Source organism: Paenibacillus naphthalenovorans, assembly GCF_900099895.1.
Lineage (GTDB): Bacteria > Bacillota > Bacilli > Paenibacillales > NBRC-103111 > Paenibacillus_G > Paenibacillus_G naphthalenovorans.
Genome location: NZ_FNDY01000028.1, coordinates 1 through 16380, shown reverse-complemented (window position 1 = coordinate 16380; position 16380 = coordinate 1). Strand labels below are relative to the sequence as shown.

Genomic DNA, 16380 nt, shown 5'->3' with positions numbered 1-16380 from the left:
CATCCTCATCTCCTTCCGGATTATTTTGATCGGCTTAACGGATTACCGGCTTTTACGACTTCTCCGAGTGCATTATACAGCACGGGTGTAATCGCAATACCGATATAAGGAGCTCCCCACTGCTGTTTTTGGGTCACAGCCGGCGCGCTCGCCACCTGAATCCCCACCGTAACCCCATGCTTCCGTCCTGCCGCCATCACGCGGTCCATCGCTTGTTGAACCTCCGGGTGCTCCGGTCCTTCAGCACTGTACCCCATCGTGACCGACAAATCCGTTGGACCGATATAGCAAATGTCAATTCCCGGCACACTCATAATCTCATCAATATGGTCGACGGCTTCCGGCGTTTCAATATGTACGGCGATCAGGATTTCTTCATTGGACTGCTGCAAATAGGCAGCGCCGCCTCCTTTACCGTATTGTGCCGACCTGCATGAATAGGCCGTGCCTCTTCTGCCAACCGGAGGATATTTTGCTTTTTGCACAACTTCTTCCGCTTCTTCCTTCGTATTGACCATCGGAACATGAAGTCCCATCGCACCGCGGTCAAGCGCTTTTTGAATATCGGATTTATCGTAAGCCACCCGTACAATCGGAACGGTTCCGGCCAATTCCGCGGCGCGTATCATCTCTTCGACTTCTCCCCAGCTAAACGGGCCATGCTCGTTGTCAATAACGACAAAATCAAAACCTGCATGTCCGAGTATTTCGACTACTGATGGAGAATGAAACCCGATAAAGCAGCCCGTGGCACACTGTCCGTTTTTCAATTTCTGTTTCACCATGTTCGGCATCATTCATGCCCTCCCTCAATGCATAATGGTCAGCTTCTCTAATTTGTTCTGTAATGCCATCATACTTGATGAAAGAGGCAGCGGCCTATTTTCAGGACAAACCGCTAATTTAAAGTGACTAAATATATGTAAAAGACGACAAACTGTTTTCAAAATTTGTCTTTATAAAAGTTATAAAAGGTGCCAATAAAAGTTAAAATAAAAACCAGCACCCTCATAAGGGTACTGGTTAAAGGTTGTGATTATGCATCCTCCAACGGATTAACGCGCAAAAATATGCTTACCGATTTTCAACACTTGCGGACGCGTCCAAATCCATGCGCTCGTTGCCGTGTCGGGATTAAAGTAATAAAGCGAGTTTTTCGTCGGATCCCAACCGCGTACGGCGTCGAAGGCTGCCAGATAGGCGCTGCGGTCGGGTGTTAACCAATACTGTCCGTCATCTACTGCAGTAAAGGCTCTTGGTTGGAAAACTACGCCTTGAATTGTATTCGGGAATAAAGGCGACTGTATCCGATTCATGACGACAGCTCCTACGGCCACCTTGCCCATGTAAGGCTCACCGCGTGCTTCGCTGTGTATAACTCGGGCCAGGATATCGATTTCCGCCTGATTTAAGCTGTATTTTTTAAGCATAGCCCACGTGCGGTCCCCAACAATGCCGTCCGCCGTGAGGCCGTAATTTTTTTGAAAGCTGCGTACGGCGGAGGCTGTGTGTGCTCCGTATTTACCGTCTAGGGGCTGCTGGTAGTAACCCAAAACCTTCAGCCGGTACTGCACATCCCATACATCCCCATTGGAACTGCCCATCTTGAGCGTTGGTGCGGCGTTTGCGTGATCCGCATATACCGCAAATGAAAAAAATAAAAGGAATGAGAAAAGGATGGCCATCGTCCATTTTTTCATGGTATGATCTCTCCTTTCATCCTTTTTCATTGTACCGGGTGACGGTATCGGGTCACAACCCGCAATTATTGGCATTAATTTGGAAAAAAATAAGCAAGCCTCATCCCGGGGCTTGCTTACATGAAAGAGTGTTACGGTTGTGCTCCCAACTGCACTTCTTCTATGTAATTCACTTTTCTCCAGATTTCTCCTAAGATTACAGGTCTTCATGATCGCCATAAACAACAAAGGAGCCGCGCTGCCGATAGCTCCATTTACATCCTTCATTTTCCTCGAAAATGCATCATTCCCTATAATCCTTCACGGCAATGCGCTCCATATTTCTTTTGTTTTTATTTATCGTTTATATTTAAAGTTCCCATAATCGATAACCACGACCCGATTATTCCGTTTTAAACGCAGGTTAGGCGTATAGGGTGTATGATAATCGCGTACACTCCTTGAGGGAAGGATTCCATTTTTATGAAATTTCTTTACTAATTTCTTAAGTTTTTTTCTATATTTAGGAATATTGGGGAATTTTTTATTATACTTTTTCATGGTTACCCAGCGATATGACGTGTCGTAATCGATAATTCGGGCAAGGTGTTTTTTTATCGGTCTCTCGGATGACTTATACATGATGACTTCCGTTTGATTAGACCGGATTCCCTTTTTGGATTTGGCTACTTTAAACACACGGCGTTTGCCTAAATCGTATACGATTCGCGTTCTGCCGGCCCCAATGAATTTCTTTCCTTTTATTTTCTTTTTCATGTACCTGTCCAATTTAATCAAGGTCGACTCCCTCCTTTCCAACCCTATGTTGAATCATCACTTCGGGAGCTGCGTATTTTATCAAAATATTATTTTATTGTAAATTTAGTATATGTTGAGAAAAAAAATCCGAACTGGGTATTCATATCACTAGTAAAAAATGGTCTTGAAGCTGGCTATATGGAGGGTCATCCGTTTACCGCATTTGCCATTTCTACTGAATCACCTTTATCGATTGATCTTTTGCAGACACCATGAGAATGAAATCATGATATGCAAAAACATCTGACGCCTGATCCGTAATGGCCAGATGAAGATCCCCGGATTGATCCAATACCTTAACGCCATATCCTTCTCCCGCTGCAAGCTTGCATATGATTTTATCATTCACGAATTGGACGCTTTCCACCGGCTCTTTGATTACAAGCGCATCTTCTTTGGACGGTTCCACCCTGTAAAGATGGGATTGCCCTTTTACATTGGCAGCGGTGTAGTACACCTGACCGTCGATTTCGTCATACCAATTGGCAACGGGAAGATCGGATAATTTTTGCTCATCCGTTCCATCCAGGTTCGCTGAATATAAAGAATGATCCGCATCTTTTACATAGTACAGCTTGTGATTCAATATTTTAAAATGGCTCACTTCCGCATGGATGATCTTTTCCGTTTCATTTGTCTTGATATTGATCTTGTAAATCTTGTTTAAATCCCCATGTTCAACAGGATACGATGATGCCAGCACATAGACATCGTCTCCGAGAACGGTAGTGGAGCGATCTGGGCCAAAGCTTGTGGACGTACCGTCATTCGTTACATGCCATCCGTAGATCAGATTCGGATTCCCTATCCGTTTGCCATGTTGATTCTCTTGCCCGGCCGCAGCCAGCAATAGATTATTCCCTCCTGGCGGCACGAATTGATGGATAGTTAAGGTTCCATTCGGAGTCTGTTTAAAATCGAGATACCCTTGTTGCTCTATTGCAGCCTTTCCATTGTCGTTTACCTTGCAATAGACATCGTAGCCCATGATTGCTCCGCCAACATGATAAGAGAACCAGAGTTCGTCATCTCTGATCTCAAAATTCAAACGCTTATTAAAGCTGTATGAGGTATCCACATCATAAGAATATACCGGTTCTTTATTTGACGTGTTATGAACAGGCGCTCTGTATACATGGTTCGTGTTTCCTATGGTTTCTGCAAAGTAATAATATCCTTTAAACACGGCAACATCATTCTCACCTGCAAAGGTTGGGAGATCCACGGTTTTCACCTGAGGGTTGCCGGAATTTATATTCAGACCTTCGTTATCGTCCCACACATATTCCCAACCCCATTCATCATGTGCAAATTTCCAGGTCAGAGGGAAATAGATCACGTTGTTGAAGCTTAAAAGGGGATATTCTTCTTTAGAATTGTCCACCGTCCTGCCGTTGATAGTAATCTTAAATGCAGGGATGGCTGCCTTGTAGCCGCCCGAATGTTTATGATCGGTTTTGTAAGGAACATAAGATGAAGTCACTTTTCCTTTAGCAATGTTAAGCCCGTCCTGTTGCGTCCATTCCGTTTCCAAGCCCAAAAGTCTGGAATCATACCATGTCATCGGAACATAGGTGATATCCCTATACACGAGTAACGGATATTCCCGGTATTCATTTTCGACTTTATTTCCGTTAAGCTTCACCTCAAATGTTGGCAATGTAACGCTTACACGATGCTCCGCAGCGAGACCTCTACCGAAAGGCAGAAGCAAACTCAAACAAAGCGTCAATGAACCGGCCCATAAAAACATCTTCTTTCTCACAGGAATCGTCGTCCTCTCTAACGTTTCTTTAGAATTACTTTTGTCGTATATTTTCCGGCTTCCACTGCAAACGAATCGTTGGATGCGATTAATAATTCTTCAATAAAAGAAAGACCCGGTGTGTAAATAAAGCTTCCGCCAACCTTTAACGCGTTTAGAATTTCCATATATTTTCGAGCGCAGGCTTCGAACTTCCCGTCGGTTTTTAAATGATGATGAGTAAAATGGTTTGAAATTGACCGTTAGCCGACTCATAAAAAAGACTTTTATTTCGATTGTGAACAATTTGTTGGTCTATTGCCTCTTGAAATTCAGATAAGGTGAACGTTCATACCCCTTCTTTCCGGAGTTGGCGGTCATTTCTTTCATTTTTACATTTTCCGGCTGCCTTATTTAAGGCTCTGCAGATCGGCATCACTTTGATTTAATATATTATCCTCCAGCACCGCATATTTATCGCCATATTCTTTGATGATATGTTTTTCTCCCCAATCACATAAGGCATCCAATATCGATTTGAGACTCCATCCGTATTCACTGAGCTCATATTCTACCTTGGGCGGGACCTGGTTATAGACGATTCGGTTCACGATGCCATCCTCTTCCAATTCTCTGAGCTGCTGAGTCAACATTTTTTGTGTTATTCCGGGCATCAGGCGTTTTAAATCGCTTGTCCGTTTTTTACCGCGCGTTAAATGGCACAGGATGACGCATTTCCATTTTCCCCCGATGACCTCAAGGGTAGCCTCAACCGAGATGTTGTATTTCTTTTTAGTCATCGTTCATCTGCCTCCTTGGTGTATAGGAACTTTTGAGTACCTATGGTACTTTAAAGTACGTACTGTTCATTTTTGTCCGCTGGATACATAATAACATTTACCGGCCGGTAATTACCAGATAGGAGTGGAACGAATGTCTTTGGATAAAAATAGAAGTACGTTGGCGCTTCTAGCCTTGGCCATAAGCGCCTTTGCGATTGGAACAACCGAGTTTATCAGTGTAGGGCTCCTTCCCCTGATCGCTGAAGATTTAAACATCTCCGTTACCTTAACCGGGTTAACCGTTACGTTATATGCCCTGGGCGTTACTTTCGGAGCGCCGGTATTAACAGCTGTGACATCGGGCATTCCCCGCAAAACGCTGCTGGTGTGGATCATGCTTGTTTTTATTATAGGCAACAGCCTTGCCGCTCTTTCCAGCGGAATTGTAATGCTGCTTACAGCCCGCGTCATCTCCGCGCTCTCTCACGGTGTTTTCATGTCGATCGGTTCGACCATCGCGGCCGACCTCGTACCTGAGAACCGCAGGGCCAGCGCTATTGCGATCATGTTCTCCGGGCTGACGGTCGCCACCGTTACCGGTGTGCCGCTCGGCACCTTTATCGGCCAGCAGCTGGGCTGGCGCGCAGCCTTTATTTCAATTGTCGTCATTGGCATTGTTGCTTTCATCGCCAACATGATCCTTGTCCCTTCCCATTTGCGCAAAGGCGGCAAGATACAGATTCGCGATCAAATGAAACTTGTCACTAATGGACGGATGCTGCTTGCGTTTATGATTACCGCCCTCGGGTATGGAGGAACCTTTGTCGTTTTCACTTATTTATCCCCGTTACTGCATGACATCACCGGATTTAAGGAAACGACGGTAGCCTTCATTCTCCTGCTGTACGGAATCGCCATCGCCATCGGCAATGTCATCGGGGGCAAGGCGGCGAACCGAAAGCCGCTTACGGCCTTGCTGTGGATGTTTGTTTTACAAGCTCTTATACTCTTTCTTCTTACATTCACCGCCCCGTATAAAATTCCGGGATTAATCACCATCTTCGGCATGGGATTGCTGGCTTTTATGAACGTACCCGGACTTCAGGTTTATGTCGTCACGCTGGCAGAGCGTTACGCCCCCAGGGCCGTCGATGTCGCATCTGCCGTTAATATTGCCGCCTTTAACGCAGGCATTGCCATTGGAGCCTATCTGGGCGGTATCGTTACGGATGCCATCGGGCTTATTCATACGGCTTGGATCGGCGCAGTCATGGTATTGGCAGCCGTGGTCCTCACAATCTGGAGCATGGTTCTGGAAAGAAGACAGAAAACCGCAGCTGCGGGAACCTGCTTATCAATACATTGAACCATTGAACCGCATGAAATACTGACATAAATAAAATAATAAAATCTGGAGGCAGTCCTTATGACCCAACATTTACAAAGCAAAATTGCACTGAACAATGGAGTTCAAATGCCCTGGCTGGGCATCGGCGTTTTTAAAGTAGAAGAAGGCTCGGAGCTCGTCGAAGCCATTACATCAGCGGTAAGACACGGCTACCGAAGTATCGATACAGCGGCGATTTACGGCAATGAAAGCAGTGTCGGACAAGGAATCCGCGAAGCTCTTCACGAGAACAATCTTGCCAGAGAAGAGCTCTTTGTCACTTCTAAAGTATGGACGGTCGACCTGGGTTATGAATCCACACTAGCCGCTTACGAGACGAGCCTGAATAAGCTGGGCTTGGCATATTTGGATCTTTACCTCATCCACTGGCCGGTGGCTGGCAAATATAAAGATGCTTGGAGAGCTTTGGAGACCCTTTATCAACAGGGTCGGGTTAAAGCGATCGGGGTCAGCAACTTCCAGATTCATCATCTGGAGGATCTAATGAAGGGTGCGGAAATTAAACCCATGGTGAACCAGGTGGAATTCCACCCGTTCCTGACGCAAAAAGAGCTGCTCAGCTTTACGAAAAAGCATAACATACAGCTGGAAGCCTGGTCGCCGTTAATGCAAGGACAGCTGCTGGATCATCCGGTTCTCAAGGAAATTGCCGACAAGCACGGCAAATCTGTCGCTCAAGTCATTCTGCGCTGGGATCTGCAGCATGAGGTTATCACCATACCGAAGTCAACAAAAGAATACCGGATCATCGAAAATGCATCGATCTTCGATTTTGAGCTGACGAAGGATGAAATGGATCAAATCGATGCGTTAAACCAAAACCGCCGTGTCGGCCCGGATCCGGACAACTTTGATTTTTAATTAGAAGCCGATCAGACCAGGACGCCGTCCCTTCCCTTGCGGAAGGACGGCGTTTTGAGCCTTATAGAAGGTTAATCCGTTTCTTAACGATGATTGTATTGAAAAAGCCGAGTGAGGAAATTATTCATCAACAAGGGTAGCGAAATCAGGATAGGAGGATCATCCGGACGGGGAACGTGAAGCATAACATGCTGATGGGGTACGGAGCCATAGGGTGCGACTATGATCGGCTGTTTTGACCGGAAGCGTAAGGTTGTATGCGGAAGCAGAACATCCATGGTTTGCATCCCCCAGGAGATGGATGTAGCCATCAGATAATAGGTGCCCGGTTTGACACCCGTAAAACAAAAATGTCCTAAAGAAGAAAGCAGTGTGCCATAAAGGGGAAGTCCTTCCGGAATCGGTTTGGCAAACAAGCCGATCAGAATGACGCCTTCAAAAGGCTGCTCGGCTTGGACGGTCCCTTGTATTCTGGCGTGTTGATTGGAAGCAGGAGGAGATTCGTACCAATGCTTAAGCGTCCGCAGTGTATGGAAGTGGCTCTCCGCTTGCAGCAAGGAGGAATTCCGAAAATCCGACGGCGTCATGCCTACCCGTTCGGTAAATCGGGTGGTGAAGGTTCCCAGACTCTGCTGTCCGATCTCCAATACAATATCGCGAACGCTCAAATTCGTGCGCAGCAGCAGCTCTTTTGCCTTTTGCAGCCGGAGGGATGAAACATAATATAAAGGCGGAATGCCCGTTCTTTCTTTGAAAATGCGCGTGAAATGGTATGGACTGTAGGCGATATGAGCGGCCAGTCGGGAGAGCGAAAGCGGTTCGTCCATATGCTGATGAATATAAGCGATTACCTCGTCTATTCTGCATATCGGTCAATCCGCATTCCTGCATCTTCCTTCCGTCCGTATTTTAGGTGATGACCAGTCAACTTGGATACCCCACACGATTAAAGCGCTTTACAAAAATAATTATATCAAACATATGTTCTGTTGTAAATCATTTCCTTCCGCAGTACAAAATTTATTTGCATGGTCTCCCGCATTGAGTTATGCGCCCTTCAAAGCTTATAATAGGACGAGAAAAAGTTAAAAGAAAAGGTGTTATTTATGAGCATATTAAATGTAGAACGGCTAAGTCACGGCTTCGGAGACCGCGCTATCTTCAACGACGTATCCTTCCGGCTGCTCAAAGGCGAGCACATCGGACTCATTGGCGCCAACGGTGAAGGAAAATCTACCTTCATGAACATCATTACGGGCAAACTCCAGCCGGATGACGGCAAGATCGAATGGTCCAAACGCATGCGCGTCGGGTATCTTGATCAGCATGCGGTGCTCAGCAAGGGCTTGACGATCCGCGATGTCCTGAAGGGAGCCTTCCAATACCTGTTCGACATGGAACAGGAGATGAACGACATGTACGCGAAAATGGGCGATGTTTCACCGGAAGAGCTTGAGCAGCTGCTCGAGGATGTCGGAACGATTCAAGATACATTGACGAATCAGGATTTTTACATGATCGATGCCAAGATCGAGGAAACCGCCCGCGGACTGGGACTTACGGATATCGGACTGGATAAGGACGTCAATGACCTTAGCGGCGGACAGCGAACAAAGGTATTACTCGCGAAGCTGCTGCTCGAAAAGCCGGACATCCTGCTTCTCGACGAGCCGACGAACTATCTCGATGAGCAGCATATCGACTGGTTGAAACGCTACCTGCAGGATTACGAGAATGCCTTCATTTTAATTTCTCACGACATTCCGTTCCTGAACAGCGTCGTTAACCTGATCTATCATATGGAAAATCAAGCATTGACCCGTTATGTCGGCGATTACAACCATTTCCTGCAGGTCTATGAAATGAAAAAGCAGCAGCTTGAAGCAGCCTATAAGCGCCAGCAGCAGGAAATTGCGGACTTGAAAGACTTCGTAGCCCGTAATAAAGCAAGTGTTGCGACGAGAAACATGGCGATGTCCAGACAAAAGAAGCTCGACAAGATGGAAATCATCGAGCTGGCAAAGGAAAAACCGAAGCCGCAGTTCAACTTCAAGGAAGCGAGAACCTCCGGTAAGCTGATTTTTGAAACGGCGGAGCTTGTCATCGGTTATGACCATCCTTTATCGAATCCCCTTAACCTGCGCATGGAACGCGGCCAGAAGATCGCGCTTGTGGGTGCGAACGGGATCGGCAAGACGACGCTGATGCGCAGTATTTTAGGGGAGATTCAGGCTCTGTCCGGTTCCGTCCAGCTCGGAGAAAGCTTGAGCATCGGCTACTTCGAGCAGGAAATGAAGGAGGCCAATTACAATACATGCATCGAGGAAGTGTGGAACGAATTCCCTTCCTTTACACAGTTCGAGGTGCGCGCGGCGCTGGCCAAGTGCGGACTCACAACCAAGCATATCGAAAGCAAAATTGCCGTGCTTAGCGGCGGGGAAAAGGCAAAAGTGCGGCTTTGCAAGCTGATCAACCGCGAAACAAACCTGCTTGTTCTCGACGAGCCGACCAACCACCTGGATGTGGATGCCAAGGACGAGCTCAAGCGCGCCCTCAAGGCTTACAAAGGCAGCATCCTGATGATTTCTCACGAACCGGAATTTTATCGCGATATCGTTACCGATACATGGAACTGTGAATCCTGGACGACTAAAGTGTTTTAAACGATGTTTCCCAAGCATATCCAACCGCGCTAGGTCGGATATGCTTTTTTTACAACAGAAGTATGTCGATTTGCCTCCATACAAAAGCAGTCCAAGACCTGAAAACAAAGTCTCGGACTGCTTGATGTGAAGGACTCCATCCTCCATTGCGATGAGGCCCCGCGACAATCTTTTTTACACGCGGACAAGGATGCTTGGATTCAAGTCAGCAACGGTATTGCTTCCTGAAAGAGCCATCGCCACATCCAGTTCGCCTAACAAGGTATCCAGTACGCTTGCAACGCCTTGTTCCCCCGCGACAGCCAAGCCCAGCATAAACGGACGCCCGATCATGACCGCATTGGCCCCTAAAGCCATCGCTTTGACAACGTCCGAGCCCGTGCGAACGCCGCTATCCAGAAGTACGGGAAGCCGCCCGTTCACCGCTTCTGCAATCCCGGGCAGTGCGTCCAATGCGGAGACAGCCCCGTCGAGCTGGCGCCCGCCGTGATTGGACACAACGATGCCGTCCGCTCCATGCTCCAAGGCAAGCTTCGCATCCTCCGGATGAAGTATGCCTTTTAACAAAATCGGCAGGCTGGTATGCTCGCGTAAAAAAGCAATGTCGCCCCAGCTCAATGCCGGATGGTAGATCCCACGGATAATTTCTTCTACTGCATTCTCCGGGGTGACTTCCGTCAAACGAGAGCGGAACACAGGGTCCTGAATATAGTTGGCCAGCCCCTTCCCTTCCCGAAGCGGAGAATACCCGTTGCGTAAATCACGGCGTTTCCATCCTTGCATGATGGTATCTACCGTCAGTACAATCGCAGAATAACCCGCTGCTTCCGCCCGCCTTACCATGCTTGCGGACACTTCGCGGTCGTTGGACCAGTAGAGCTGGAACCAGCGGGGAGCATCTCCCATCGTTTGTGCGATCTGCTCCAACGAATAAGAGGAAACGGTGCTGACCACAAAAGGAATTCCAGCCGCCGCTGCAGCTCTGGCCGTCGCAAGCTCGCCATCCGGATGAGCAATGGCCTGCATGCCGACCGGCGCCAATAGAACCGGAGTACGCAGCTGTTGGCCAAAGAGCGTGATGTGCACCGAACGATGGGTGACATCCCTCAACATCCGCGGGACAATCGCCCACCGGGAAAACGCTTTAATGTTGGCTGCCAACGTCTCTTCCACACCCGACCCGCCGATGATATAATCAAATGGACCGTCAGGCAGAATCTCTCTTGCCTTCAATGCCCAATCTTCAAACGAGACCGGAAGTGATTTCGTATTTTTGTCCACTCTTGTGAACAAATAAGTTTCTTTATTGTCCTTTGCTACTGCCACAACGCACTCTTCCCTTCCCCTGGTTAGCGAATACCGCTATCCCAAACTAGCTGTCAAATTCATGCAGCATCGTAGATTATTCTACAATTAACCCTTAAATCCTGCAAAGTGAATCCATCCGACGTGAACTTCGATGGATGCCCTTGGTTGGGTCCAGCCTATCCCGCAGCAAAAAAAAACAGAGCAGCCGCTCTGTTTTAAGGTATTTCTATCCGATTGAATCCGCATGCCCTAGTGTGCAGACACTCGCTTGCCTTCCGTATCCCCTTCCGGCAACGCGGCTCGTTTAAGAAAAAATGATATTGTCCAAGCGATGGCGACCAGCCCAAATGCAAGCAAGAACGCGCTTTTCATTCCGGCCATCATGGCTGGAATTTGCAGTCCGGCCGCTTCTTTCGCAGCCGCCGCACGTTCCAGAAAGCGTTCGGAGCTATTGGTCATCACGGTGACCAGCAGTGCGGTACCGATCGCGCCCGCCACCTGCTGAAGCGTGCTGATAATGGCCGTACCGTGAGGATATAGCGGGGGCGGAAGCTCGTTCAAAGCGTTGGTCATGACCGGCATCATTAACATCGAGATCCCCAGCATCAACAGCGTGTTCCATACCATGATCATGCTGTATGAGGTGGACAAGGTGATAAAGGCAAACTGCCACAGCGAATGGCCTATCAGCGCCAATCCGATGACCGCAAGCCACTTGGCGCCGAATTTATCAAATAACCGGCCCGTAATCGGCGACATCATCCCCATGACAATACCTCCGGGCAGCATAACCAGACCTGCCTTCAACGGACTGTAGGCCAACGCGTTCTGCAAAAAAATCGGCAGCAGCAGCATGGCGGAGAACATCGCCATCATAACGATGATCATAATCAGAGTCGACATCCTGAATATGCTGTATTTAAATGTTCTTAGATCCAGCAAGGGCTCTGACATCGTCAATTGCCTCCATATAAACAGGCCTAAAGAAACGATCCCGGTGGCAATGGGAATAAGGACCCCGTTGCTTGACCACCCCCCGTGTCCTTCACCGGCACTGCTGAAGCCGTACACAATCCCCCCGAATCCTACGGTTGAAAGAAGAAGCGACACCGCGTCAATCTTCGGCTTTGACGTCTCCGTCACATTTTTAAGCTTCAAAAATGCAAAAACAATGACAAACAGAGCGACCGGCAAAACGCTGTAAAAGAGAACCCGCCAGTTGAAATGCTCGACAATGATACCGGACAAAGTGGGGCCGATCGCGGGAGCAAATGTGATCACAATGCCGATCATCCCCATGGCCGAGCCTCTTTTTTCAATAGAAACCGTGGCGAATACCACATTGGTCAATAAAGGAAAAAGCACCCCGGTTCCCGCGGCTTGAAGCACCCTTCCGATGAAAAGCAGGGCGAACCCCGGTGCGATAGCCGCTACGAATGTACCTGCTGTAAACACGCACATGGCTGAAAGGAACAAGCTTCTTGTTGTAAACCGCTGAATCAAAAAAGCGGTGACCGGTATGAGCATACCGATTACCAACAGATATCCGGTTGTCAACCATTGCGCGGAGCCAGGCGAAATCGCGAGGTCTCCCATGATTTTGGACAAAGCTACACTTAGGAGCGTTTCATTCAATATGGCTGCGAACACGCCAAGGATCATAACCATGACCACTAAAAAGTTGCTTTTGCTCCCAAATGTCCCTCCGTCAGCATTTGATTCGTACTGATTTTCCACAGTCTTTCTCCTCTCATGTCTAATGCCGCCGACTGAACTCTTTATACGTCAGGATTGATTTTATATCTTCTCTATTCTAACATGCAGCAGGGGTCGAGGTTTCTTACCGATTGCTCTATCCCCCTTTCAAACCAGTCCCTTTACCAATATGTATGCATGAATGGAATTACATTTCCGTTTTGACAGCATCAGTCGCGTTCACGCGGGCTTCAAGCCATTGCAGCAAATCCCCGGTCACTTCATCGCGATTCGTTTCGTTCAGCATCTCATGCCTCCCTCCGGAATAGAGCCTGTAGGTTACATCGTGCACCCCTTGTCTTTGAAGCTCGTATACAAGCCATAAGAACGATTTGCCCATACCGCCTACCGGATCCTTATCCCCGGCAAACAAGTAAACCGGCAGCGATTTCGGAATGCGCCCCAGTCGATCGGAACGGTAGGCCTCCAACAAACCTTTGGTCATATACATAATGAACTCGTTCGTGATCCCTGCATTGCACAGGGGGTCTTTCATATAGGCATCAACCTCCGCTTCGTCCCGGCTTAACCAGTCGTACCTGGTGCGGTTCGGACGAAAAAACAAGTTGTACTGACCTGTTACCAGCCAGTTCAACAACCGGCTGCAGTGCTTTTCTCCTTGCAGGGTTGAGAACAGCTTGCCAAGCAGGAAGCCAAGACTGTGCAGCAAGGTTTGCCGCCCTTTCGTCCCGGATAATATCATCCCGTCCGCTTTATGGGGATAACGCTCCATGTACAATAACGTCAAAAACGACCCCATACTGTGCCCCAACACGAAAACAGGGACCCCGGGGTATTCGGAGCGGATGCGATCCGTCAGCAGGGCCAGCGCCTCCACCATCCTGTCGAATCCGGCATGGCCAATATGCGTAATCCGCTCGGACGTCCCCGCCGTCAAACCGTGCCCGCGATGATCATTCGCATAAACGGCAAAGCCCGATTGCGTCAGCTGCACCGCCAGCCGTTTGTATCGCTGTGCTCTTTCCGCCAGGCCATGGGCAATTTGCAGAACGGCCTTTACCGGCGTCCCTTCCTCCGGAAGCCAACGGTGAACCGTAATCGACACACCTTCCGCATCATGGAATGTGAAGATGTCACTGATCATCAAGACGCCTCCTTTTTTTGATTATAACTTAAATCGGATTGCGAATATAGAAAAAGCCCACATCAACCTCTGACGTATCCCCCTTGGAACGGACATTGAAAAACGCTTCATGCCGCTAAATGGCTAAGGGCTCACTTCAAAACGCCATAAGGTTTTGTGGGCTGTATGATATCGATTGGTTGGCGTTGTTCTAAACCAACTTTTTGAGTACAATCCTGCCGGCTGCATTCATCTCCCATACGGGCCTGTATTCATTACCCCAGCTGATCAACATTTTCTCATAAAACATTTTCCTCAGATGATTATAAATCTTGATCTTGCTTGCCGATTTATTCAGATCATACCTGACATTGTGCAAAAACTTCGGTACATGCACCCATTCAAATTTCCCAACCAGCCGCAGGATCATCCGGGCATCCTCATAATATCGGCCCTTCCAAGGGTCATCGGGATCGTCTGTAATCCATCCGCCCACTTTGCGTACACAAGAAACCCTGTAGCACCTTGGATTTAACATATATCCCAGATTTAGGAGAAAGTCGTATTTGGAGTTAAAAGAAGGCTGTATCACTTGATCCCATAGCACGGATTGTTTGTGTTCATTGATGCTCCACAAACGATGATTTCCATAGGAAAAAGCAGCACCCGGCCGATGTTCCAAAGCTTCGATTAATGATATGGCCGCATTCGGTTCCAACCAGTCATCCCCGTCCAGCTGGATCATATAAGGAGTGCGTACCTTTGCCAGAGCGGCATTGAGAACAACGGAAATCCCCGAATTTTGCTTCATCCTGACCACCTGAATCCGTTTATCGTTGGCGTAGCGGTTGATCACAGTCATGGAATTATCAGAGGAAGCATCGTCATATATTAGAATGTCGGCAGGGGGATGAGTCTGGTTGATCGCACTTGTAATCGCATGCTGCAATTGATTCTCCATATTATAAACCGGAATTACAATGGTATAGTCCATTTTAGAGCTCATCCTTTCTTTATTTGTTCGGAACCAGGTCAACTAAAATATAAGCGTCCCCATCCTTTTTCCAAATCGCCCGATACTCATTTCCCCATTCTCTTAACATCTGATTGTACAAATCATAGCGGTATTTCCATCTCATCGGACGGCTAGTTTCAAAAGCTCTTATATTTTGGGCATACTTGCGTCTATGGTATAAAAACTGGTTAAGCCATACCATCGGATACTTGGCGGACAATCTCAATAAGATTTGGACGTCTTCCGAGTAGATATCCTCTTTTTTCTGCGACAACCATCCTCCGATATCCCGCACGGCTTGAGTCAGGTAAAATCTCGGCAGCAGGGTATGATTCATATGTTTTAATAAATCGTAACGGTCTGTATACTGCCTGAGCACAATAGGTTCCTGTTTTATGACCTTACCGGCCTCGTTTTCCCAATATACAATATTGTTTGCATAGATTAATCCTGCATCGGCAAAAGCTCCCGCAGCAGCGACCATTTGCCCGAGCGCTGCCTGATCCAGCCAATCATCCGCGTCAAGTTGAATAAAATGAGAAGTTTCAATCAGGGTCAGGGCATAGTTTAGCGCATGCGCCTGGCCCAGATTTCTTTTCAGCGTTATGCATTTAATCCGTCGGTCCTTCAAATAAGGCTCAATCTTAGCCAACGAATGATCGGTGGAAGCGTCGTTGATGATGATCAATGTCCAGTCCGAATGGGTTTGATGCAGTACGCTTTGAATCGCCCGATCTATAAATTTTTCTTTATTGTACAATGTAATTACCACGGTAACCTTCATATTGCGGATCCCCCCTTCCTCTTCGGAACAAGCCTTACGGATTGCCACAGATGTTCGGGTCCGACATAATCCGCCGTATAATGATCACCCCACCGAATAAGCGCTCGATTCGTGTACAGTTTTCGAAGACGATTATACACATGGGCGTTGCTGTCCAAACTTAAATTCGAATGATGGTAGCGGAAATGGTATAAGGGACGGTCTACATAGGGCTTGCTGAACAACATCAATTTGTACCTTCCCGTACCGAACATGCCTAGACCGTGATTTTCCGGTGGATTTTCAAGCGAAAAGGCTGTCGGAATGGGATAAATCTGAAAAAAGAGAAAAAAAGAACCCGTAGTCGCCGTTCCAGGTTCATTACCAGAAACTGGATGGCGATAACTGTTAAGCTCGTGTGAGCATTGCGGGTGCAAATTCGGCCCAGACCCAACTTGCGTTTGCCTTCGCCGAACTTTCCTTCTATCGCATTGCGCTT

General features: G+C 47.7%; 16 protein-coding genes. 3 read left to right on the top strand and 13 right to left on the bottom strand.

The features are described from left to right. Window positions 1–20: 20 nt before the first annotated feature. The 6 genes from BLT35_RS20190 to BLT35_RS20170 form a co-directional block, all read right to left on the bottom strand. On the bottom strand, window positions 21–797 hold the full coding sequence (locus BLT35_RS20190; protein ID WP_235594281.1) for an HpcH/HpaI aldolase family protein: 777 nt from the start codon (window positions 795–797) through the stop codon (window positions 21–23). A 258-nt stretch (window positions 798–1055) separates the two neighbouring features. Beyond that, window positions 1056–1700: a spore cortex-lytic enzyme gene (sleB, locus tag BLT35_RS20185; protein WP_074729601.1), complete on the bottom strand. Its 645-nt coding sequence runs from the start codon at window positions 1698–1700 to the stop codon at window positions 1056–1058. Between the two features lie 336 nt (window positions 1701–2036). Beyond that, window positions 2037–2477 (bottom strand): hypothetical protein, encoded by a 441-nt coding sequence (locus tag BLT35_RS20180; RefSeq protein ID WP_074729600.1) that lies wholly within the window; start codon window positions 2475–2477, stop codon window positions 2037–2039. A 193-nt stretch (window positions 2478–2670) separates the two neighbouring features. Next, window positions 2671–4218 (bottom strand): DUF5050 domain-containing protein, encoded by a 1548-nt coding sequence (locus BLT35_RS20175; protein WP_254777630.1) that lies wholly within the window; start codon window positions 4216–4218, stop codon window positions 2671–2673. A 62-nt stretch (window positions 4219–4280) separates the two neighbouring features. Further along, window positions 4281–4430: a hypothetical protein gene (locus BLT35_RS27140; protein WP_175472021.1), complete on the bottom strand. Its 150-nt coding sequence runs from the start codon at window positions 4428–4430 to the stop codon at window positions 4281–4283. Window positions 4431–4652: 222 nt separating this feature from the next. Then, complete coding sequence (locus BLT35_RS20170) at window positions 4653–5042, bottom strand: winged helix-turn-helix transcriptional regulator (protein ID WP_074729599.1); 390 nt, start codon at window positions 5040–5042, stop codon at window positions 4653–4655. Between the two features lie 133 nt (window positions 5043–5175). On the opposite strand from BLT35_RS20170, the gene BLT35_RS20165 reads away from it, so the two are divergent. Beyond that, on the top strand, window positions 5176–6390 hold the full coding sequence (locus BLT35_RS20165) for an MFS transporter (RefSeq protein ID WP_074729598.1): 1215 nt from the start codon (window positions 5176–5178) through the stop codon (window positions 6388–6390). 60 nt (window positions 6391–6450) lie between these two features. Continuing rightward, window positions 6451–7293, top strand: coding sequence for an aldo/keto reductase (locus BLT35_RS20160; protein ID WP_074729597.1), 843 nt, complete (start codon window positions 6451–6453; stop codon window positions 7291–7293). Window positions 7294–7376: 83 nt separating this feature from the next. On the opposite strand, the gene BLT35_RS20155 is transcribed toward BLT35_RS20160, so the two are convergent. Next, complete coding sequence (locus tag BLT35_RS20155) at window positions 7377–8120, bottom strand: helix-turn-helix transcriptional regulator (RefSeq protein ID WP_074729596.1); 744 nt, start codon at window positions 8118–8120, stop codon at window positions 7377–7379. A gap of 279 nt (window positions 8121–8399) precedes the next feature. On the opposite strand from BLT35_RS20155, the gene BLT35_RS20150 reads away from it, so the two are divergent. After that, window positions 8400–9956, top strand: coding sequence for an ABC-F family ATP-binding cassette domain-containing protein (locus BLT35_RS20150; RefSeq protein ID WP_062408242.1), 1557 nt, complete (start codon window positions 8400–8402; stop codon window positions 9954–9956). A 174-nt stretch (window positions 9957–10130) separates the two neighbouring features. On the opposite strand, the gene BLT35_RS20145 is transcribed toward BLT35_RS20150, so the two are convergent. The 6 genes from BLT35_RS20145 to BLT35_RS20115 form a co-directional block, all read right to left on the bottom strand. Further along, the gene (locus BLT35_RS20145) at window positions 10131–11282 is read right to left on the bottom strand and encodes an alpha-hydroxy-acid oxidizing protein (RefSeq protein WP_074729595.1); all 1152 of its coding nucleotides are present in this window, start codon (window positions 11280–11282) and stop codon (window positions 10131–10133) included. Between the two features lie 231 nt (window positions 11283–11513). Further along, complete coding sequence (locus BLT35_RS20140) at window positions 11514–13001, bottom strand: DHA2 family efflux MFS transporter permease subunit (protein ID WP_254777629.1); 1488 nt, start codon at window positions 12999–13001, stop codon at window positions 11514–11516. Window positions 13002–13167: 166 nt separating this feature from the next. Then, complete coding sequence (locus tag BLT35_RS20135) at window positions 13168–14124, bottom strand: alpha/beta hydrolase (protein WP_074729594.1); 957 nt, start codon at window positions 14122–14124, stop codon at window positions 13168–13170. Between the two features lie 190 nt (window positions 14125–14314). Beyond that, complete coding sequence (locus BLT35_RS20130) at window positions 14315–15097, bottom strand: glycosyltransferase family 2 protein (RefSeq protein ID WP_074729593.1); 783 nt, start codon at window positions 15095–15097, stop codon at window positions 14315–14317. Window positions 15098–15116: 19 nt separating this feature from the next. Then, window positions 15117–15902, bottom strand: coding sequence for a glycosyltransferase family 2 protein (locus BLT35_RS20125; protein ID WP_074729592.1), 786 nt, complete (start codon window positions 15900–15902; stop codon window positions 15117–15119). A gap of 256 nt (window positions 15903–16158) precedes the next feature. Beyond that, the coding region (locus BLT35_RS20115; RefSeq protein WP_139170832.1) for a transposase at window positions 16159–16380 on the bottom strand (222 nt) is incomplete at its 5' end.